The sequence below is a fragment of the Dorea sp. D27 genome (assembly GCF_001185345.1).
Classification (GTDB): domain Bacteria; phylum Bacillota; class Clostridia; order Lachnospirales; family Lachnospiraceae; genus Extibacter.
Genome location: NZ_KQ236744.1, coordinates 996,433 through 1,016,021 on the forward strand (window position 1 = coordinate 996,433; position 19,589 = coordinate 1,016,021).

Genomic DNA, 19,589 nt, shown 5'->3' on the forward strand with positions numbered 1-19,589 from the left:
TATGGATTTCAAGTTGACAGACGGACAGGAGATGCTGAAGCGGGTGGTAAGGCAGTTTACAGAAGAAGAGATAGAGCCGCTGGCTGCAGAGATTGACAAGACGGGGCGGTTCCCTGCAGAGACATTTGAAAAGATGACGAAGCTTGGCCTGACCGGCATCGGCATCCCGGAAGAATATGGCGGGAGCGGCGGTACAGATATCGAGAAAGTCATTGCCGTATCTGAGATTGCCAGGAAATGTGCCGCTTCGGCCGCAATCTTGTCGATACATTCGATTTTTCCGCAGGTACTTTTACAGTATGGGAAAGAGGAACAGAAGAAAAAGTATATCCCGCCTGCCACAAGCGGCGGCATGGTCGGGGCGTTTGCCCTGACAGAACCGGATGCAGGTTCGGACGCCGGCGCCGCGAAAACGACGGCAGTGCTTGATGAGAGTACCAATGAATATATACTCAATGGCACGAAGTGCTTCATCTCCGGCGGCAGCCAGGCAGGAGCGGTGCTCGTATTCGCCCTGACGGAGCCCGAGAAGGGTACGAAAGGCATGAGCTGCATCCTCGTGGAAAAAGGCACGCCTGGATTTACCAGCGGGAAGGTAGAGGAGAAGATGGGTATCCACGCATCTGAGACAGCGGAACTTATCTTCGACAACTGCAGGGTGCCAAAAGAAAATCTTGTCGGCCAGGAAGGAAAGGGATTCCGTATCGCCATGTCCGCACTGGACGGGGCCAGAATCGGTGTGGGTGCACAGGCGCTCGGTATCGCCGACGGCGCTCTTGAGGAGGCTATACATTACGCGAAAGAGAGAGTGCAGTTTGGAAAGCCAATCAGCAGGCTGCAGGGCATCCAGTGGTATATCGCAGACATGGCGACAAAGACAGAGGCAGCCAGATGGCTCGTATACGAAAGTGCATGGCTGCGGGCAGAAGGCAGGCCTCATACGATGGAAGCAGCCATGGCGAAGCTGAATGCCTCTGAAAACGCCAGATACGTGACGAATCTTGCGCTGCAGATACACGGAGGCTATGGATATATGAAGGACTATCCGCTGGAGCGGATGTACCGAGATGCCAAGATTACCGAGATATATGAAGGAACCTCGGAGATACATAAGGTCGTCATATCAAGGGCACTTCTGGGCCGGCAATAATAGGAGGAAGAGATGAAGATAGCGGTATTCGTAAAACAAGTTCCTGATACGAACGAAGTGCGTATCAATCAGGAGACGGGAACCTTAATCAGAGACGGGGTTCCAAGCATCATCAATCCCGATGATAAGAACGCCCTGGAGGCGGCCCTCAGATTAAAAGAGACCTGTGGCGGAACCGTCACCGTCATCAGCATGGGACCGCCGCAGGCAGCTGGTGCATTAAAAGAGGCTCTGGCAATGGGGGCAGAGGAAGCATATCTTGTATCTGACCGGGCGTTCGGCGGCTCTGATACGTGGGCAACAGCTACGATACTTGCGGCAGCAGCCGAGAAGACGGGGCCATACGATGTCATTATGTGCGGGAGACAGGCGATAGACGGCGATACGGCCCAGGTAGGACCTGAGATTGCAGAGTTCCTCGACATTCCACAGGTAACTTATGTCAAAGAGATCCGTCCGGCTGAGGATGGATTTGAAGTCATTCGTTATACAGAGACGGGTGATTACAGTTTTAACGTAGCTCCTCCTGTGCTTTTTACTGCGGTGAAGGAGCTGAATAACCCGCGCTACCCGGGTGTCAAGGACATTCTACGCTGTTTCGATGGAGAAGAAGTGATAAGAATCCTTACGCTCCAAGACCTGCCTGTAGATATCACTCAGATTGGAATCAAAGGTTCTCCCACCAATGTATACAGATCCTTTGTTCCGGTGAAGGAAAAGAAGACGCAGATGCTGGCGGGAACGGACGTAAAGGCAACCGCCGCACAACTGGCAGACAGGCTTCACGAACAGAAGCTGCTATAGGAGGAAGACACACATGGCTAGAGCAAAAGTGAATCAGAACAAGAATCTGGAAACATACCGGGATATCTGGATTATTGTGGAACAGCGGGAAGGTAAGATACATCCTGTGACGACAGAGCTCATCGGAGAAGGAAGGCGGCTGGCAGATCTGTCCGGCAAGAAGCTATATGCGGTGGCGGCGGGATATGGAATTGAAGAAGAACTGGAAAAGCTGCTCCGGTATGAAATCGACCAGATACTATATATCCGGCATCCGCTCCTTGAGACCTTTTCAACGGACGGTTATGTAAAAGCGATTGCAGGACTCATTGAGAAGCTGAAGCCAGAGATTGTCCTCTCAGGCGCAACAAGTATCGGGCGGGATATTACACCGAGGATTGCAGCCCGTGTCGGTACAGGGCTGACGGCCGACTGCACGAAGCTTGATATTGATGAGACAGACGGAAAGCTGCTCATGACACGCCCTGCCTTTGGCGGCAATCTGATGGCTACCATCGTCTGTCCGAATAACAGACCGCAGATGTCGACCGTACGGCCAGGAGTGATGGAGAGGGCGCGCGTCAGAGAACATGCTTATGGAAAGCTGGTGGAAGTGAATCCGGACCTTTGTGCGGATGACATACGCGTCCGGTTCAGAGAGACGATAAGACGGGAGAAGAAAGCGGTCAATCTTACGGAGGCGAAGGTAATCGTATCCGGAGGCCGGGGCGTGAAGGGCGAAGAAGGCTTTCGGCTCATTCGTTCACTGGCAGATGCTTTAAGGGGAGAGGTAGGGGCATCCCGTGCTGCCGTAGAGGCAGGCTTCATCGACTCGGGACACCAGGTCGGGCAGACCGGGACGACCGTAAGGCCGGAACTCTATGTTGCCTGTGGAATCTCAGGGGCGATTCAGCACCTTGCAGGCATGGAAGAATCCAAGTGCATCGTGGCAATCAACAAAGATCCCAATGCACCGATTTTTAAAGCGTGCGATTATGGCATCGTCGGGGATCTGAATGAAGTGATACCGGCCCTGATTGAAGAGATAAAGAGCAGAGAGGCCGACGGCGTCTGATATGCGGCAACTGGAAGAAACTGGAAATATCGTGTGATACGTACAAAGATATAATGGAGATAGGGAGGAGACAGATGAAGAATATTGCGTTTATAGGTGCCGGCATCATGGGAAGATGCATGATTCGCAACCTTATGAAGGCCGGATATGAACTTACGGTATACGATATCAACAAGGATGCCGTAAAAGAGCTTGCCGCAGAAGGTGCAAAGCCCTGTGATGAAGTGTCTGCGTGTGTGAAAGGGCAGGATATCGTCATCACGATGGTCACTTCTCCTGCAGTGGTAGAGAGCCTGTATTTTGGGGATGCGGGCATCCTGAACCACGCGGATGCAGGTACATATCTGGTCGACATGACGACGTCAAGGCCGAGCCTGGCAAAGAAGATATACGAGGCAGCCAAAGAGAAAGGCCTGCATGCCATGGACGCGCCGGTGACAGGCGGGGAATACGGGGCAAGAGAAGGAGTGCTTTCTATACTGGCGGGAGGAGAGGAAGCAGACTTTGAGGCGTGCCGAGATGTACTCTCGGCTATGGGGACAAATCTGACCTATGAAGGTGAGGCGGGGTCAGGACAGCATACAAAGATGGGCAACCAGATCATACTGGCAGGGACTCTCTCAGGCATAGCCCAGGCGGTGGCTTATGCGAAGGCAGAAGGGCTTGACGGGGAAAGGTTTGTCAAGTCGGTCTCCACAGGGGCGGCTGCAAGCACCCAGCTGAGCCAGCAGGGCATGCATATGTTTGATGGCAATTATGAGGCTGGTTTTTATATCAGACATTTTGTCAAAGATATGAAAATAGCAGTACAAGAGGCCCAGGAAGCAGGGCTCTGCCTTGAGGAGCTGGAGAGCATTCTTAAGAAATATGAGTCGCTTATGGAGGCCGGAATGGAGTTTTCCGGCATGCAGGCGATTGTGAAGTATTATACGAAATAGAGAAACTGCACCTAATTCTAATAAAGGAGGTAAATAAAATATGAACAGGTGCCCAGATAAACATAATAAAGGAGGAAAACATATGAAAAAGCAGATTAAACAGGCGGCGGCCGTGCTTCTGGCGGCATGTCTCATTCTGGCAGGGTGTTCCACCGCATCATCTGATGAGAAAAAAGGGGATGGGAAGAAAGACGGGGAAAAACCGTTGATTGGCGTCTTGTTCCGTACGCTGGCAGAGGAAAAGTGGACGAAGGAAAAGGACATGATGATTGAGCTGGCGGAAAAAGAAGGGTATGAGGTCGTGTTCCAGTCTGCCAACGACGATGTGAGCAAGCAGCTCAGCCAGTGCGAGAATCTTCTGGCACAGGGAGTGGATGCGCTCATTGTCCTGCCGGTAGACGACGGGTCTTCAGAGCCGATTGTAGAAAAGGCTCATGCAGAAGATGTCCCGGTCATCTCCTATGACCAGATTGTCCTGAATGCGGATCTCGATTATAACGTAACCTTCGATTCCACAGAGGTAGGGAAGAAGATGGCTGCCTACGCGGTTGAAAAAGCTCCGAAAGGAAAATATGTCCTTCTGTGCGGAGGACAGGCGTCAAACAATGCCACGCTTATTAAAAACGGCTGGCATGAGATATTGGATCCATATATCAAGTCCGGGGACATCGAGGTCGTATACGAACAGTATTGCGAGAACTGGTCACCTGAGATCGCGCTCCAGTATGCGGAAGATGCGCTGACGGCCAACAATGACGACATACAGGCGATTCTATGTGCCAACGATAACATGGCAAACGGGGCGATTCAGGCTCTGACGAACAAGAACCTCCAGGGGAAAGTCGTAGTGACGGGACAGGACGCAGATCTGCTCGGCTGTCAGAACATCGTCAACGGGTACCAGTCACTGACCGTGTACAAACCAAGCAGCGCGCTGTCACAGGCAAGCATGGAAGCTGCATTTGCCCTTATCAAAGGAGAGGACGTAAAGACGAACTCAACGATGGACAACGGATATAAAGAAGTTCCTACGGTTGCCCTGGACAGCTTTGTCGTAGATAAAGACAACATTGACGACACGATTATTAAGGATGGCTATCAGAGCAAAGAAGAAGTATACGGCGATAAGAAATAAGAAAGCGGTCTGACGACAGTGTCCCGGAAGCCGGCCTGGCTGCTCCCGGGATGCTCTGTTGGGCCGCTTTCTTCCGAAGACATGTATGAAGGAGAATGTATATGGGAGAAAGCAGGGAGAAGAATATCCTGGAGATGAATCATATTACGAAGACATTTCCCGGAGTCAGGGCTTTGAGCGATGTCTGCCTGGAGGTAAGATACGGGGAAGTCCATGCTGTCTGTGGCGAGAATGGAGCCGGGAAGTCTACCCTGATCAAGATTTTGAGCGGTATCTATCCGAGAGGAAGCTTTGACGGTGAACTGATTGTGGAAGGTGTAAAAAAGCAGTTTTCCAATGTGAGAGATTCGGAGGATGCAGGCATAGCCACGATATATCAGGAGATTGAACTCATACAGGAGCTTTCCGTCGCAGAGAATATATTTCTCGGCAGGCAGCCGAATAAGTACTGTGTCATCGACTGGATGAAGGTACGGGCCGAGGCGCAGAAAGCATTGGAAGAAGTGGGAATCGACATCGACGCCATGACGAAGGTCCGGGAGCTCGGTGTCGGTCAGCAGCAGCTTGTAGAGATAGCAAAGGCGCTGCAGCAGAACGCCAGAGTGCTCGTGCTGGATGAGCCGACCGCGTCTCTCTCGGAAGGGGAGGTGGATATCCTGTTCCGTATTGTCCGCCGCCTGAGGAAACGGAATGTGGCGTGCATCTATATCTCACACCGTCTGGACGAAGTATTCGAACTGGCAGACAGAGTGTCTGTGCTGCGGGACGGCCAGTATATCGGAACAAAGGACGTGTCCTGTATCACGAAGGATGAGCTGATTCAGATGATGGTCGGACGTGAGCTGAAGACGCTGTTTCCAAAAGAAGTGTTCCAGAAAGGCAGCCCCGGCTTTGAGGTGAGGCATCTTACGGTGTATGACGGGGCGGACAAAAGCAGGAAGATTGTAGATGATGTAAGCTTTCAGGCCAGTTACGGAGAGATTCTCGGCATCGCGGGGCTCGTCGGGGCAGGCAGGACTGAGATGATTCAGGGGCTCATTGGGGCACTGCCTGGAAAGGTCACGGGAGAAGTCATCATAGATGGAGAACGTGTCAAGATTCACAGCCCTATCGACGCTGTCAGGTACGGCATCGGATACGTGCCTGAAGACAGAAAGGGTGCAGGCGCGGTGCTGGGGATGAGCGTCAGAGAGAATATTACGCTGGCAAGCCTGAAGAAGATATTCCGTACGTTTATCAATGGAAGCAGAGAGACGAGCGAGGCCGACAAGTATGTGTCCTATCTCCAGATAAAGACACCCTCCATCGAGCAGAAGGTTGAAAACTTAAGCGGCGGCAACCAGCAGAAGGTAGTCATCGGCAAGTGGCTGCTCACAGATTCCAGAGTCCTTATCCTCGATGAGCCTTCCAGGGGGATAGATATTGCCGTGAAGGCGGAAATCTATAAGATTATGAACGAACTCGTTAAGAAAGGTGTAATTGTCATCATGATATCCTCTGAGCTGCCCGAGATACTCGGGATGAGCGACAGAATCATCGTGATGAGGGAGGGCAGAATCGCCGTCTGCGCCGGACGGGACGAGATGAATCAGGAGATTATCATGAAATATGCAACCGGTTCGGCAGAAGAACCGGCATATACGCCACAGGAAGACAGGAGTGAACATAAATGACGAAAGAAAAACAGAAAAGAAGAAACCTGAATCAGATGAGGTCATTTACAATGATCCTAGTGTTCATTGTACTGGCGTTCTTTTTACATATTCTGACAAAGGGATTATTCATAACCGAACGTAACATGTCCAATCTCGTGAGACAGATGGCGACGACCAGCATACTGGCGGCAGGTGTCTTCTTTCCCATCGTAACAAAGAATATTGACATGTCGGTCGGTTCCATGATGGGGCTGCTCGGCGGAATCTGTGCGCTGTCACAGTTGAAATGGGGGCTTGGCGCCGCAGGGTCTGTACTGCTAGTCCTTGTAATCGGAATCCTGCTTGGGACGTTCCAGGGGGCGCTGATTGCATACGCCGAGATTCCCGCTTTCATCGTCACCTTAGGAGGTTATCTCGCGTGGAGGGGCGTGCTCTATCTCATTACGGGAAGCAAGGCGGTAGCGGTTACGAATGAGGTGTTTACGAATATAGGACGGGCCAACCTGACACCGGCAGCCGGATGGATCCTTGCAGCCATCGTATCGGCAGTATTCATACTCAGCGCCTTCTATAAACAGAAAGCCAGAAAACGGAATGGGCTGAAACCGATGCCACAGTGGAAGGTTATCGCCACGATAGCTGTCTCTCTTGTCGTTCCGTTTGGTGTTACGTGGTATCTGAATCTGTATGAGGGCCTTCCCTTCCCGTTTCTTATTATGCTGGCAGTGGTAGCCATATTTACCCTCGTTGCGGAAAAGACGACGTATGGCAGGAGCGTATATGCCATAGGCGGCAGCATTGAGGCAGCCAGATATTCCGGCATTCCGGCCAGGCGCAACGTAATGTTCGCCTTCTCTATCAGTGGCGGCCTTGCGGCAGTCGCGTCGGTCGTGCTTACGGCGCGGATTAATTCTGCAACCCCGTCTGCGGGCGTCATGGGAGAGATGGATGCGATAGCGGCAGCCGTCATTGGAGGGGCCAGCCTTTCCGGCGGAGTAGGCAAAGTTCCGGGTGTTATTATCGGCGCCCTCATCATGTCCAGTATAGACAACGGCATGAGTCTGATGAACGTAGACTCATCCTGGCAATACGTCATCAAGGGAATCGTGCTCGTAGGCGCTGTATTTATCGATGTCATTGGCAACAAGAAGTCATCATAGACAAAGGAGAGAAGGAGGGAGAAGTATGTTTGATGCGCAGAGAGTAGTACAGATTGGTGTCGTAGTGAAGAATCTGGACGAAGCGATGCAGTATTATGCAGAGAACTTTGGTATGGGGCCGTTTGCACTTATGGATTCAGATGTGGCGGCAGCCAATTACTACGGACAGAGGAGACCTCAGCACAACCGGATAGCGCTGTGCAGGCTTGGGCCTGTCGTGTTTGAGCTCATCGAGTGCCTGTCCGGCGACTGTGTCCATGCAGATTATCTGAAGGAACACGGCGAGGGCGTAGACCATATCTGCTTTCAGGTAGACAATCTTGAGGAAGAAATTAAGGCGTTTGAGGCCAGGGGATTCCGTTATATAGAAGGAGACGAAAGAGAAGGCTTCGCCTATATCGACGGCGACAAGGTCGGAGGTATGAAGATAGAGATGGTAGATTATGACATGATGGCATTTTATGAAAAGCTGCTGGAGGAACAGAACGAAGGAAAGGAGTAGATACCATGGAGATGACGGACAGAAAGAGGACGGTAAAGCTCGGCATGATCGGCGCCGGACGGATGGGCCGGGTTCTGGCAGAAAGCGTTGGACGGTTCAGCGGCAACGTCTGCATCAAGACGATTGCCGACATATATATCGACAATGTGAGAGAGTGGGCTGGAAAGCTCGGCGTGGAGAACCTTACTGCGGATTACAAGGATGTCTTGAGTGACGGGGAGATAGAAGGTGTCATCATAACGACGACGACGGATCTGCATGCAAAGTTCATACGGGAAGCCGCAGAAGCGGGAAAACATATCTTCTGTGAGAAACCAATCGACTATGATGTGGAACGGATTGCAGAGGCGCTCAGAACCGTGAAGAAGCACAACGTAAAGCTTCAGGTCGGGTTCAATAAGAGGTTTGATGACGACCACAGGAAGGTGAGGCAGCTTGTGGAAGAGGGAGCGGTCGGCGACCTTCATATCATAAAGAGCACGAACAGAGATCCGGCGCTTCCCACCCTCGATTATCTGAAGCGTTCCGGCGGCTTTTATCTCGACACTTCGATTCATGACTACGATCTCATAAGATATCTGTCAGGCAGCGAAGTGAAGGAAGTGTACGCGATGGGGGAGGCAAACTTTTTCCCGGAGCTGAAGGAGCTGGGGGATGTGGACACGCTCGTCATCATGATGAAGCTGGAAAATGGTGCAATTGCTGTTATCGACAACAGCCGCCAGGCCGTCTATGGATTCGACCAGCGGATTGAAGTCTTTGGTTCAAAGGGATGTGCAAGGACGGAGAACAAAGTGCCCACCACGACGATGCTCTATACGGCGGACACTGTAGAGAGTGAAAAGCCGTTATATTTCTTCCCGGAGCGGTATGAGAAGACATACGCAGAAGAGATCTCCCAATTTGCCAGTGCGATTGCGGAGGATACAGATACGCCTGTCACGGGCGTGGACGGGCTCAGGCCGATGCTGATCGGGCTGGCGGTGAAGGAATCACTTCTGGAAGGAATACCTGTAAAGGTGAAGAGCCCGGATGAATTAAACATATAAAATATAAGCAAGAGAAGAGAGGGATATATATGAGCAGCATCAAAGATCCTATCCGTATAGGAAACATGGTTGTCAAGAACAGGATGGTACTTCCGCCGATGAATTCCAATTATTCCAACGAACTCGGCGGAGTGACGCCTCAGATGATAGAATTTTACGCCGACCGCGCCAGAAACGGGGTGGGACTTCTCGTCATGGAAGCCTTGTCTGTCGTGCCGGAGCCGAAGAATCATGGCGTCCAGCCAATGATATATGATGAGAAATTCGTACCCGGATGGTTCAATCTGACAGACCGGGTACACAGCTACGGGGCGAAGATATCTGCGGAGCTGGCCCACTACGGTTCTGAGGGGGCAATCGGACAGAAAGTATCTGCTTCTGATGTAAGCCACTATGTGGGAGAGCCGGTACATGCAATGACGATAGAAGAGATAAAGGAGTGTGAAGATCAGTTTGCTGAGGCGGCTTACTGGTCTCAGGTGGCCGGATTCGACGCAGTTACACTTCATGCGACCCACGGCTATCTGATGTCACAGTTCCTGTCTCCGATTTATAATAAGCGAAATGACGAATATGGGGGTACGCTGACGAACCGGATGCGGTTTATCAAACATGTGATTGAGAAGACGAAAGCAAGACTTGGGTCGAGATATCCGGTCATGGTGCGTATCTCATCCGATGAGTTTTTTGCCGGCGGGATAGAGATAGACGAGGCAGTTCAGATTGCAGTCCGTCTGGAAGAATACGGGGCGGATGCCATCGATGTGTCGACGGGAATGACTGCATCGTACCTATTTAATATCCGGCCATACAGCCTGATGCCGCTGGAGGGGTATAACATCGAGAATGTAAGAAAAATCAAAAGTGCGGTAAAAGTTCCGGTCATCTATGCATGCGGCATCCGCGAGCCGGAGATGGCGGAGAAGATAGTATCGGATCACGCGGCTGACATGGTCTGCTTTGGACGCCAGCTTCTGGCAGATGAAAGATACTGCATGAAGATTCTTAGGGAAGATGGGGATCCGATAAGGTACTGTCTTTCCTGCCAGGAATGCCTTACGAAGATGACGATGGGAAGAAGCCTGCGCTGTACCGTTAATCCACGGACAGGAAGGGAATGGCTCTGGCCGCAGGAGATGACAGAGGCCGGAGAGAAAAAAAGAGTGGCCGTGGCAGGTGCGGGACCGGCGGGGATGGAGGCGGCCCTCACGGCGGCGCGAAGAGGCCATGACGTCACCCTGTATGAAAAGAAGGACCGTATCGGAGGCACATTGACAGCCGCAGCTATTCCCCCGGGAAAGCACCGCATTGCAGATCTGATTCGCTACTATGAGTATATGCTGAAAAAGGCGAGGGTAAAGATTGTGACGAATACAGAGTATACATCTGCGACAGCAGAGGAAGAAAAGCCGGATGTAGTCATATTTGGCGGCGGAGCCCGATTCATGCGTGTGATAAAGGGAAGCGAAGGCGGCAACGTGCTTACTGCCGTGGAGGCACTGGAGCATCCTGAGAAGGTAGGCCGGAATGTGGTTATCATCGGAGGCGGCGTGTCAGGCTGTGAGACGGCTGAATATTTCTGTGATGAAGCGGTGGAGATTGAATACAAAAGAATGAAAAACTTTCGGGAAGACATCGAATACCGCGCGCGGCTCAGGGAAGGAGCTCACCCGAAGAATATCGCTGTTGTAGAGATGATGGACAGGCTCTGTGCGGATATGGACGAATACAACCGCGCGACGATGATGATTAAGCTGAAGGAAAACGGCGTGAGCCAGTATGTCAATACACGGGTGGAAGAGATTGCAAATGATAAGGTGATGCTCTGCGATACCGATACGGGAAAGGTATTTGCCCTGGAAGCAGATACGATTATACTGGCGGCGGGCCTGAAGCCGCAAAACGCGGAAGAAAGCTACGGAGGCGCCAAAGTATACTATGCAGGTGACAGCGGGCAGATAGGTAAGATCATTGACGCAGTGTACAGCGGGAGATGTATCGGCCTGCATATCTGACACGGTATATACAGGCTGATGACGTAAGTGAAAAGAATAAGCGAGGAGGCATCGGATATGAAGATGAAAGCATTGGTAGTTCACGCGGTCAGGGCGCCAAAGCCGGGCTATGAATTTGACGAGTTTGAAAAGCGTACCGGTATCGTGCGCAACGGGGCGATGGTATGGAAGGACGCCGTATACGGTATCGAGGAAGTTGAAGTTCCGCAGGTTGGAGATGATGACGTGCTCATCAAGGTGGCGGCATGCGGCGTATGTGGATCTGACGGGCACGTACATGAAAAAGATAAAGATGGGTATATCAATTTTGCCTGGCTGACCCGGTTCCCGCTCATACCGGGACATGAGTTCTGCGGCGAAATTGTGGAAAAGGGAAAGAATGTAGAGACATTCCAGGTAGGCGATTATGTAACGGCAGAAGAGATGCAGTATTGCGGACACTGTGAAGAATGCCGTACATATCATTTCAACCAGTGCAGTAACCTGCTGGAACCCGGCTCTACCATCCCGGGCGGAATGGCGGAGTATATCAAAGTGAACAAGAAGTTTGTGTGGAGCATCAATGATATCGTGGAGGCATACGGTGTGGATGACGGGCTGGAGCTCGGAGCGCTCGTTGAGCCGACCGGAATCGCATATAACGGGACGATTATCAAATCAGGAGGTATCCATCCCGGAACATATGGCGCGGTATACGGTGCGGGGGCAATCGGCCTTGGCTGTATTGCCCTTATGCGACAGGCTGGTATGGCGAAGATATTCGCCTTCGAGGTTAATGAAGAGCGGCAGCGTATGGCGAAAGAGTTCGGGGCAGATTTTGTATTCAATCCGGTGGTGCTGTCCAAGCAGGACCTGACTTCCAGAGAAGTCATTATGGAACATACGAATGGGTGGGGATGTGACCTGCAGATAGAAGCGGCCGGCAAGCCGGACATCCTGTATCCTCAAATGTCCTTGAGTGTCGCGGCCGGAGGTTCGATTGTGAATATAGCACACAGTCCGAAAAACGACGCGGCTCCAGTCAATGTGGCTCAGATGATTTGGAGAAACGGACGGGTCACGGGAAGCAACGGTCATGCAGGCGACGCCATATTCAAGAATGTTATCGGCCTCATCGCTGCAAAGCGCTTTGACTACCGGAAGCTGATTACGGGGCGGTATGCTCTCGATGATGCCGAGCAGGCCATTATCGATACGCAGAAGGCATCCGGCGGCAAGAATCTCATTAAGATGAGATGACAGCTATGAGAGACGGCAGAAACATACTGGCAGTACCGTTGTATGCCCTTATGCTCGTATATGCATTCTCCGTAACAGCTATCGGGCCTTTGCTGCCCGCCCTCATCGCTGAATATGACATACCGCTCCGGGAGGCGGGGTACTTCTCCTTATTACAGGGATTGGGCGGTATCGCGGGACTTTTACTGGGTATCTTTTTCTCCTCTTACCTCAGGTTCGATTACATGGTTAAGATGACGGCCGGAATGTATGGGCTCTCTCTGCTGGCAATGGGAACGATGCCCGGATTTGCACTGGCTCTGCTGCTTTTCTTTCTTATCGGAGGCAGCACAAAGCTTCTCGACTCTACGTTGAATGCTTATGTAAGTGAACTGTACCAGGAAGCGAGTCCGAGATATCTCAGCATACTTCATGCATGCTTCGGGATGGGGGCGCTTACAGCGCCGATGATTATTACTGCCTTATCGGCCAGACAGCTGTATATTAAAGATGCCTTTTACGTGCTTGGCGGAATCTGTATCGCTGTACAGATAATATATTACCTGGCACAGAAACGGTATGGCAGACCTGCCGCCGCTGAGTCGGTAAAGGCCGGGTGGGTCATAGGGCTTCTAAAAGACAGGCACACGATTTGTCTCTGTCTCGCCGTGATGGGATACACCGGCTTTTCCTGTGGCTGCTCCATGTGGCTGCCCTCTTATATGGCAGGTCCTATGGGGGTGACCGGGGGCGCGGTAAACTATCCTGTATATGCCATGTGGGGAGGCATTATCGCGGGGCGGCTGTACTGCGCCGCTCGTTCGGGAAGGTACAATCTGTACCGCTATACGGCGGTATGCAGCTTGGCCGGTGGAGGCGTCATGCTTCTGGCGACGCTCGCTGACCGTCTGTGGATATATATCGTATCATACGTGGCAGCAGGCTTTGCAACCGGCGGTGTCGTCCCACTCGTGGTGTCGATTGCAAACAGACACCGTCCGGAACACAAAGCTTCTGTGACAGCGGTGGTGATGTTTGCCGCAGCAGCAGGATTCATGGTATTCCCTGCGCTGGCAGGGGCTGTGGCGGAGATAAAATTCTCGTATGGAATTCTGCTGCTGAACTGCTTTCCGTTTCTCATCGCTGTCAGCATGTATCTGGCAATAAGGTGTGTACGGTTAGAAAATGAAAATAATATCAGAATGTAAGTTGGAAGGAGAACGAAATTATGAAATGTAGACAGGCGTTTATGTATGGACCAGAGGACCTTAGAATCGAAGAAGTGGAGCTTCCGGAATTGAAGCCGGACCAGATTTTGATAAAGCTCGGGGCATGCGGTATCTGCGGATCGGACGTAGAGTGCTTTGAAGGTAAGTCAGCGGAGGGAAGGTATGACATCGCTCCGTACGTGCCGGGGCATGAATGGGCAGGTCGGGCTGTAGAAGTAGGGAGCGCGGTGACATCTGTCGTGCCGGGGAATAAGGTGGTCGGAGAGTGTGCCCTTGCATGCTTTAACTGTGCCAACTGCAAAGACGGAAAGCTTCCTTCCGCCTGCCTCAATATGAGAGAAGTAGGCTTTCGCCCGGATTCTCCGGGGGGCATGGGGGAATATATGATTCTCGAAGAGGCATATACCCATGTGATACCAGATGACTGGTCTTACGAGCTGGGCGCATGGGTGGAGACGTTCAACGTCGGCTACGGCGGCGTATGGTATAACGGGTGCTGTCCGGATGCTTCCGATACAGTGGCCATTATCGGCGGTGGCCCGATAGGTCTCTGTGCAAGCATGGTCTCGGCGGAATCCGGAGCCACGGTCATCGTCATAGATCCTCTCGAGGCGAGAAGGGAGAATGCCTTGAAATTCGGTGCAGATATCGTGGTGGATCCGACAGCCGCTCCTGTGGAGGAGCAGATAAAGGAGCTGACGAACGGACGCGGTGCAGATGTGGTAATCGAATGTTCTGGCAATGATATCGGAATCGCATCCCTGTTCGACATAGCTGGAAACAGCGCAAGGGTAGGTGTCATCGGTCATTCCGTCGGACGCAAGGTTCCAGTGGAGATTGGCAAGACGATATGGAAGACGTTGCACATCGCAGGTGTCGCAGGACCGGAACGATGGTTCCCGAGGACGATTCGCTTCATGTCCAAGATTAAAGATAAGTATGATTTTGCAGCCCTGAACACGCACCATTTTGATTTTGAAGATATTCACGCCGCATTTGATATGGCTGTGAACCATAAGGACATCGCCCGGAAAGTAATGCTCACTTTCAAGGATTAGGAGGACGATACCGGGAAAAACGATAGCTTAAATGTCCATCGGCTCATCAAGGTAATAGTGTGAAAAGTGATATTTTTTCGAGGTAGCTACATGACGGCGCATGATGGCCTCTGAACCGTCTTTATCAGAGGCCTTTATCGCCTGTAGCAGTTCTTCGTGCTGCTTAAGCGACAGTTCCACAATCTCATGATTGGCTTTGAACGTAAGGCGGCTGCTCAGTTCGATTAAGTTATTCAGTGATTGTTCCATCCGTGTGTTTTTAGAAGCGCGCATGACACAGCGGTGAAAATCCATGTCCTTTACCATCGACTGTTTCAGGTCTCCTTTTTCATAGGCATCCCGACTTGCGGCAAGAAGATTCTCTAACTGACCGAGCTCGGCTTCTGATATCCGGATGGAACAGAGCCTTGCGGCCATCCCTTCGAGAGCCTCTCTCATCTCATATATCTGCAAGCAGTCCTCCAACCCTATCTGGGCGATAGAAAATCCCTTGTCCTGCGTAAAGTTGACAAAGCCTTCGCTTGTAAGCTGCTGGAGGGCTTCCCTGACAGGGGTACGGCTTAACTCATATTTGTTGCAGAGGAAGGCCTCAGTAAGAAGCGTGTCGGAAGTAAATTCATTATTTATGATAGCTTGTTTGATTTGCGTATATGCGATTTCTTTTTTTGATAATTTCATTTCCATCATGATTCACCATATTCCAATCTATATATATTATAATGCATCGTTCTAAAAGCTATTATAAGATATGGAACAGAATCATACAATAAAGAAATTTCGATATGCATCTGTTAATACTATGAGCATCGAAACGCCCCTCCCTTTATCAGGAAAGGGTGGGGCATTTCCGTATCACGTCCGTTATTTTACCCCGTCTTCTTATTTCAGTCTGACGGGCAGCATTTCGATATATCCCCTCGTGCCAATCGGCTCCAGCTGTATACGAGGATTCTCCGAATCCCATTCATAGCCAGCCGGTGACGGGTCGTATTTAGCAACGGCGTCCCGTATCTCTTCAATGGCCTGGCAGTAATCCTCTTCCTCAAATGGCTCACCCTTGAACATGAGATAAGCGGCCTCCGGGAGCAATATGACATCAAAGCCTTCCGGGACAGGACCGTCGTAATTCACATCCACCTCCACGCCTTGTACGTACACGGACGTGCCGGGAGTCCGGTAAGCATCGGGAAGCCACAGGCATACCGGTTCTCCTTCCAGAGCTTTGATGCTCATCAGAAGCCCCCACACATCACAGCCTACTTCCTCGCAGTATGGGAAGTAATCATCCGCTTCGATTCCTCTTTTTATGATTACCTTGCGTGCAGGCTTTGTGACGGCCTGTACAAATACATTCTTTACATTTTCCATTGTCTGATTTTCCTTTCTTATTTCTCTGTATATGACGCCATACGGAGTAAACAGGTACAAAGGAACCGGATTTTCCATATATTCCTTTGGATTACATCCGAATTCTTTATAAAATGCTCTCTGATAGCCATCTACGCTTCCGAATCCCATATCGAATGCAATGTCAGTTATCCGGCATCCTTCGTCCCGCAGACGCAGCGCAGATGCGGACAGCCGCATCCTGCGGACATATTCTGCCGGGGTCAGGTTTGTCCATTTTTTGAACAGCCGGTATGAGTGCCATGGGGAAAACAGAGATTCCCTGGAGAGCTCTGCCAGAGTTATCCGTTCAAACAGATGGCCTGCTATATAATTCTGCATTCTCTGGACTGCTTCTATCTGTTCCTTCATTCTGCTACCTCCTTGCTTTTAGTATAAAGAAAAAATTAAGAAATCTCTCGACTTTTTTTGCTTCTTTCACCATTGACAAACACAACTGTAACAAGTATAATTACAATATAAACTGAAAATTAAAATGTTACAGATTAAAAAGGAGACGATGATGAAGAGAAAAAGAGCTAAAGCAATAACGATTTTAACGCTGAGCCTGGCATTGCTGCTCACCGCCTGCAGCACCGGGAAGGAAGAAAAGAAGGCCGATTCCGGGAGCTCCGACAGCCCCAAGGCCTCATCTGCTGCCTCAGACAAAGTATTCGGAGCTTTTGAATCTGAGACGCTGGAAGGAGAAGCGGTTTCCGATGAGATATTTTCCAAAGCCGACCTTACGATGGTTAATATATGGGGCACGTTCTGCGGGCCTTGTATCCGCGAGATGCCAGATCTTGGAGAGCTGAGCCGTGAGTATGCAGATAAAGGGGTGCAGATTGTTGGCCTTGTCAGCGATGTGGGGGAAGCAAAAGATGAGAAGGCAGAAGAGATTGTCTCCACAACGAAGGCAGATTATACGCATATGATTGCGTCACAGGATTTGATGTCAGGAATATTAGGCTCTGTAAATGTCGTACCGACAACTATCTTCGTGGATAAAGAGGGAAACCAGGTTGGAGAGGTATACTCAGGCGCCCGTGACAAAGCAGAGTGGGCAGGCATCATAGATAAGCTGCTTGGAGAGATATAGTTATGTGCAGGAGGAAAGTCAGATGGATTCAGGCCGCGCTGCTTTCGACGGCGGCGTTGTTCATCTATATCGGTATGACACGCGGTGAGGCAGTGACCGTGCTGACAAAAGCCGTAAATATTTGTTTGGAGTGTATAGGAATTGGCTAAGATGATAAATGCGATAAAAAACCGGATGCGGCTGTGCGTACAGGTTGCCTTTACAGCGGTAACGAACGGTTACCTTTTCGGATTCCTCACAGGGAAGATATATACAGGTCCCACCAAAGCAGCGTGTGTGCCCGGGCTCAACTGTTATTCCTGTCCGGGAGCGCTCGGGTCGTGTCCGATAGGTTCTCTTCAGGCGGTGCTCGGGAGCAGAGATTTTAAGTTTTCGTTCTACGTTGTTGGGTTCCTGATATTCTTTGGTTCGTTATTTGGCAGGTTTATATGCGGCTGGCTCTGTCCGTTCGGGCTGATTCAGGATTTGCTGTACAAGATACCGTTTTTTAGGAAGAGAAAGAATCTTCCGGGCCATAAGGTGCTCAAATGGCTGAAATATGTCATACTCGTGCTGTTCGTCCTATTGCTTCCGCTGCTTGTGGTCGATATCATCGGACAGGGAAGCCCGTGGTTCTGCCAGTACATATGTCCAAGCGGTACCCTGACCGCCGGCGTTCCGCTTGTGCTGCTCAATGAATCGCTGCAAAATGCAGTGGGCGGACTGTTTATATGGAAGGTATCGTTACTGGCGGCTATCATAATACTGTCATTATGGGTATACCGCCCTTTCTGCAAATACCTCTGTCCTCTCGGCGCGGTCTACAGTTTCTTTAACCCGGTCGCGTTATACCGATATAGGATAGAAGAAAGCGACTGTATCAAGTGCGGGAAGTGCCAAAGGACGTGTAAGATGGATATCAAGGTGTGGGAACAGCCCAACAGCCTGGAATGTATCCGCTGTGGCGACTGTATCAAGGCGTGCCCGACGAACGCCATCAGGAAAGGGAAAGGAGGCTGCCATGAAAAGACACATGAAAAGAATTAGCTTTGTACTGCTCGGCGCGGCGCTTGGATTTGCGTACTATGTATTCATCGGCTGCAACAGCGGGGGATGAGCGGTAACTGCCAGCCCCGTCGGGGCTGTCGTTATGGGAACGCTGATTGGAATAGTGCTCGCCTATGGTTTTGGAGATACAAAGGATGAGGACGAGAGCAAAAGGAGTGGGAAATAAGATGACAAGCGAATTTACAATTGCAGTACATGCCCTGGTATATCTGCATCATAAAGACACGGTGCTGTCCAGCGAGGAGCTGGCTGAAAATATCTGCACGAATCCGGCGCGGGTAAGGAAAGTGATGGCAAAGCTGAAAAAAAAGAATCTCGTGGAGACAAAAGAGGGAATCAAAGGCGGCTATCATATGGTAGCAGATGCACGGAATGTAACCCTCCGTCATATATGCGACGCTCTGGAGGATGAAATCGTGAAAGCTTCATGGAAGTCAGGGAACTTTGACATGGATTGTATGATTGCGTCCGGCATGGCAGGAATGATGGATAGTATATACGGTGATATGAATGAACTTTGCAAAAAGCATCTTGAGACGATAACGATAGAAGATGTAGAGAAAAAAGTAACCGGGTGTCCGAAAAAATAGGAGTTTACGTAAATTAGGACGCCGCTGGGGAGGCAGGGGGCATCTGCTGCGATGCGTCCGGGACTGCGACTCTCACACAGATTCCTAAGCCTGTGGAATCAATGTCATTAAGTTAAGAAAACAGAAGAAAGATGTAGAATACTTTAAAATATATATTCTGCATCTTTCTTCTGTTTTTTTATAAAAAAAGGTTGACAATTCTTTAGAAATTTGTGGCGAAGCCAATTAATTATATATTTCTTAAGGAGGTTCCACCTATGCATTTTCCACAGATTCTAAAGAAGAAGCTACTCACACTCATCTCTAAGATGGCCGCCAATCCGGCCCCCTTCGTCCGAAGGCCGGGGCACGATTTTGTCAGGATCCGCAAGCTTGGCTTCGAGCAGATGCTCCGTATCCTTATCACAATGGGAAAAAAGAGCCTGAACCAGGAGCTCCTCCGTGCATTCCATTGCTCCTGCCACACCCCTTCTGCTTCAGCTTTTGTCCAGCAACGCGAG

19 protein-coding genes and 1 pseudogene are annotated in these 19,589 nt (G+C 50.7%); 18 read left to right on the plus strand and 2 right to left on the minus strand.

Annotated elements, in window-relative coordinates; translation table 11 throughout:
- Window position 1: 1 nt before the first annotated feature.
- From acrC to HMPREF0980_RS11300, 13 genes are all read left to right on the plus strand, one after another.
- Window positions 2–1,150, plus strand: a complete 1,149-nt coding sequence (gene acrC / locus HMPREF0980_RS11240; RefSeq protein WP_049729125.1) for an acryloyl-CoA reductase — start codon at window positions 2–4, stop codon at window positions 1,148–1,150.
- Between the two features lie 12 nt (window positions 1,151–1,162).
- Window positions 1,163–1,954 carry an electron transfer flavoprotein subunit beta/FixA family protein gene (locus HMPREF0980_RS11245; protein WP_049729126.1) on the plus strand — a complete coding sequence of 264 codons (792 nt, stop codon included), beginning with the start codon at window positions 1,163–1,165 and terminating at the stop codon, window positions 1,952–1,954.
- A gap of 13 nt (window positions 1,955–1,967) precedes the next feature.
- Entirely contained in the window at window positions 1,968–3,008 is a 1,041-nt protein-coding gene (locus HMPREF0980_RS11250) for an electron transfer flavoprotein subunit alpha/FixB family protein (RefSeq protein WP_049729127.1), read from the plus strand.
- 74 nt (window positions 3,009–3,082) lie between these two features.
- Window positions 3,083–3,946: an NAD(P)-dependent oxidoreductase gene (locus HMPREF0980_RS11255; protein ID WP_049729128.1), complete on the plus strand. Its 864-nt coding sequence runs from the start codon at window positions 3,083–3,085 to the stop codon at window positions 3,944–3,946.
- Window positions 3,947–4,028: 82 nt separating this feature from the next.
- On the plus strand, window positions 4,029–5,081 hold the full coding sequence (locus HMPREF0980_RS11260) for a sugar ABC transporter substrate-binding protein (protein ID WP_198146234.1): 1,053 nt from the start codon (window positions 4,029–4,031) through the stop codon (window positions 5,079–5,081).
- 101 nt (window positions 5,082–5,182) lie between these two features.
- Window positions 5,183–6,754: a sugar ABC transporter ATP-binding protein gene (locus HMPREF0980_RS11265; RefSeq protein WP_049729129.1), complete on the plus strand. Its 1,572-nt coding sequence runs from the start codon at window positions 5,183–5,185 to the stop codon at window positions 6,752–6,754.
- A complete protein-coding gene (locus HMPREF0980_RS11270; RefSeq protein ID WP_049729130.1) occupies window positions 6,751–7,896 on the plus strand; it encodes a sugar ABC transporter permease in 1,146 nt (381 codons plus the stop codon). The genes HMPREF0980_RS11265 and HMPREF0980_RS11270 overlap by 4 nt, the downstream gene beginning before the upstream one ends.
- Before the next feature lie 25 nt (window positions 7,897–7,921).
- Window positions 7,922–8,398, plus strand: a complete 477-nt coding sequence (locus HMPREF0980_RS11275; protein ID WP_049729131.1) for a VOC family protein — start codon at window positions 7,922–7,924, stop codon at window positions 8,396–8,398.
- 5 nt (window positions 8,399–8,403) lie between these two features.
- Entirely contained in the window at window positions 8,404–9,447 is a 1,044-nt protein-coding gene (gene iolG, locus HMPREF0980_RS11280; protein WP_198146235.1) for an inositol 2-dehydrogenase, read from the plus strand.
- Between the two features lie 29 nt (window positions 9,448–9,476).
- A complete protein-coding gene (locus HMPREF0980_RS11285) occupies window positions 9,477–11,462 on the plus strand; it encodes an oxidoreductase (protein ID WP_049729132.1) in 1,986 nt (661 codons plus the stop codon).
- A gap of 57 nt (window positions 11,463–11,519) precedes the next feature.
- Entirely contained in the window at window positions 11,520–12,701 is a 1,182-nt protein-coding gene (locus HMPREF0980_RS11290) for an alcohol dehydrogenase catalytic domain-containing protein (protein ID WP_049729133.1), read from the plus strand.
- A 5-nt stretch (window positions 12,702–12,706) separates the two neighbouring features.
- Window positions 12,707–13,888 carry an MFS transporter gene (locus tag HMPREF0980_RS11295; protein WP_198146236.1) on the plus strand — a complete coding sequence of 394 codons (1,182 nt, stop codon included), beginning with the start codon at window positions 12,707–12,709 and terminating at the stop codon, window positions 13,886–13,888.
- Window positions 13,889–13,908: 20 nt separating this feature from the next.
- Window positions 13,909–14,967, plus strand: coding sequence for a zinc-dependent alcohol dehydrogenase (locus HMPREF0980_RS11300; protein ID WP_049729135.1), 1,059 nt, complete (start codon window positions 13,909–13,911; stop codon window positions 14,965–14,967).
- Window positions 14,968–14,994: 27 nt separating this feature from the next.
- On the opposite strand, the gene HMPREF0980_RS11305 is transcribed toward HMPREF0980_RS11300, so the two are convergent.
- Together HMPREF0980_RS11305 and HMPREF0980_RS11310 are read right to left on the minus strand one after the other, a co-directional pair.
- Complete coding sequence (locus HMPREF0980_RS11305; RefSeq protein WP_207643609.1) at window positions 14,995–15,651, minus strand: GntR family transcriptional regulator; 657 nt, start codon at window positions 15,649–15,651, stop codon at window positions 14,995–14,997.
- Window positions 15,652–15,846: 195 nt separating this feature from the next.
- On the minus strand, window positions 15,847–16,725 hold the full coding sequence (locus tag HMPREF0980_RS11310) for a helix-turn-helix transcriptional regulator (RefSeq protein ID WP_049729137.1): 879 nt from the start codon (window positions 16,723–16,725) through the stop codon (window positions 15,847–15,849).
- A 151-nt stretch (window positions 16,726–16,876) separates the two neighbouring features.
- On the opposite strand from HMPREF0980_RS11310, the gene HMPREF0980_RS11315 reads away from it, so the two are divergent.
- The 5 genes and pseudogenes from HMPREF0980_RS11315 to HMPREF0980_RS19250 form a co-directional block, all read left to right on the plus strand.
- Complete coding sequence (locus HMPREF0980_RS11315; RefSeq protein WP_049729138.1) at window positions 16,877–17,452, plus strand: TlpA family protein disulfide reductase; 576 nt, start codon at window positions 16,877–16,879, stop codon at window positions 17,450–17,452.
- 2 nt (window positions 17,453–17,454) lie between these two features.
- Window positions 17,455–17,601 (plus strand): CD1871A family CXXC motif-containing protein, encoded by a 147-nt coding sequence (locus HMPREF0980_RS19160; RefSeq protein WP_198146242.1) that lies wholly within the window; start codon window positions 17,455–17,457, stop codon window positions 17,599–17,601.
- Window position 17,602: 1 nt separating this feature from the next.
- Window positions 17,603–18,478, plus strand: a complete 876-nt coding sequence (locus tag HMPREF0980_RS11320; protein ID WP_049729139.1) for a 4Fe-4S binding protein — start codon at window positions 17,603–17,605, stop codon at window positions 18,476–18,478.
- A 188-nt stretch (window positions 18,479–18,666) separates the two neighbouring features.
- Window positions 18,667–19,089 (plus strand): RrF2 family transcriptional regulator, encoded by a 423-nt coding sequence (locus tag HMPREF0980_RS11325; RefSeq protein ID WP_049729212.1) that lies wholly within the window; start codon window positions 18,667–18,669, stop codon window positions 19,087–19,089.
- A gap of 257 nt (window positions 19,090–19,346) precedes the next feature.
- Window positions 19,347–19,589 (plus strand): annotated as a pseudogene (locus tag HMPREF0980_RS19250) (IS4 family transposase); the annotation flags it as partial.

What these genes read in the sequence shown, in the direction of transcription:
- acrC (WP_049729125.1), top strand. Translation starts at nt 2, where the DNA reads ATGGATTTCAAGTTGACAGACGGACAGGAGATGCTGAAGCGGGTGGTA.
- HMPREF0980_RS11245 (WP_049729126.1), top strand. Translation starts at nt 1,163, where the DNA reads ATGAAGATAGCGGTATTCGTAAAACAAGTTCCTGATACGAACGAAGTG.
- HMPREF0980_RS11250 (WP_049729127.1), top strand. Translation starts at nt 1,968, where the DNA reads ATGGCTAGAGCAAAAGTGAATCAGAACAAGAATCTGGAAACATACCGG.
- HMPREF0980_RS11255 (WP_049729128.1), top strand. Translation starts at nt 3,083, where the DNA reads ATGAAGAATATTGCGTTTATAGGTGCCGGCATCATGGGAAGATGCATG.
- HMPREF0980_RS11260 (WP_198146234.1), top strand. Translation starts at nt 4,029, where the DNA reads ATGAAAAAGCAGATTAAACAGGCGGCGGCCGTGCTTCTGGCGGCATGT.
- HMPREF0980_RS11265 (WP_049729129.1), top strand. Translation starts at nt 5,183, where the DNA reads ATGGGAGAAAGCAGGGAGAAGAATATCCTGGAGATGAATCATATTACG.
- HMPREF0980_RS11270 (WP_049729130.1), top strand. Translation starts at nt 6,751, where the DNA reads ATGACGAAAGAAAAACAGAAAAGAAGAAACCTGAATCAGATGAGGTCA.
- HMPREF0980_RS11275 (WP_049729131.1), top strand. Translation starts at nt 7,922, where the DNA reads ATGTTTGATGCGCAGAGAGTAGTACAGATTGGTGTCGTAGTGAAGAAT.
- iolG (WP_198146235.1), top strand. Translation starts at nt 8,404, where the DNA reads ATGGAGATGACGGACAGAAAGAGGACGGTAAAGCTCGGCATGATCGGC.
- HMPREF0980_RS11285 (WP_049729132.1), top strand. Translation starts at nt 9,477, where the DNA reads ATGAGCAGCATCAAAGATCCTATCCGTATAGGAAACATGGTTGTCAAG.
- HMPREF0980_RS11290 (WP_049729133.1), top strand. Translation starts at nt 11,520, where the DNA reads ATGAAGATGAAAGCATTGGTAGTTCACGCGGTCAGGGCGCCAAAGCCG.
- HMPREF0980_RS11295 (WP_198146236.1), top strand. Translation starts at nt 12,707, where the DNA reads ATGAGAGACGGCAGAAACATACTGGCAGTACCGTTGTATGCCCTTATG.
- HMPREF0980_RS11300 (WP_049729135.1), top strand. Translation starts at nt 13,909, where the DNA reads ATGAAATGTAGACAGGCGTTTATGTATGGACCAGAGGACCTTAGAATC.
- HMPREF0980_RS11305 (WP_207643609.1), bottom strand. Translation starts at nt 15,651, where the DNA reads ATGGAAATGAAATTATCAAAAAAAGAAATCGCATATACGCAAATCAAA.
- HMPREF0980_RS11310 (WP_049729137.1), bottom strand. Translation starts at nt 16,725, where the DNA reads ATGAAGGAACAGATAGAAGCAGTCCAGAGAATGCAGAATTATATAGCA.
- HMPREF0980_RS11315 (WP_049729138.1), top strand. Translation starts at nt 16,877, where the DNA reads ATGAAGAGAAAAAGAGCTAAAGCAATAACGATTTTAACGCTGAGCCTG.
- HMPREF0980_RS19160 (WP_198146242.1), top strand. Translation starts at nt 17,455, where the DNA reads ATGTGCAGGAGGAAAGTCAGATGGATTCAGGCCGCGCTGCTTTCGACG.
- HMPREF0980_RS11320 (WP_049729139.1), top strand. Translation starts at nt 17,603, where the DNA reads ATGATAAATGCGATAAAAAACCGGATGCGGCTGTGCGTACAGGTTGCC.
- HMPREF0980_RS11325 (WP_049729212.1), top strand. Translation starts at nt 18,667, where the DNA reads ATGACAAGCGAATTTACAATTGCAGTACATGCCCTGGTATATCTGCAT.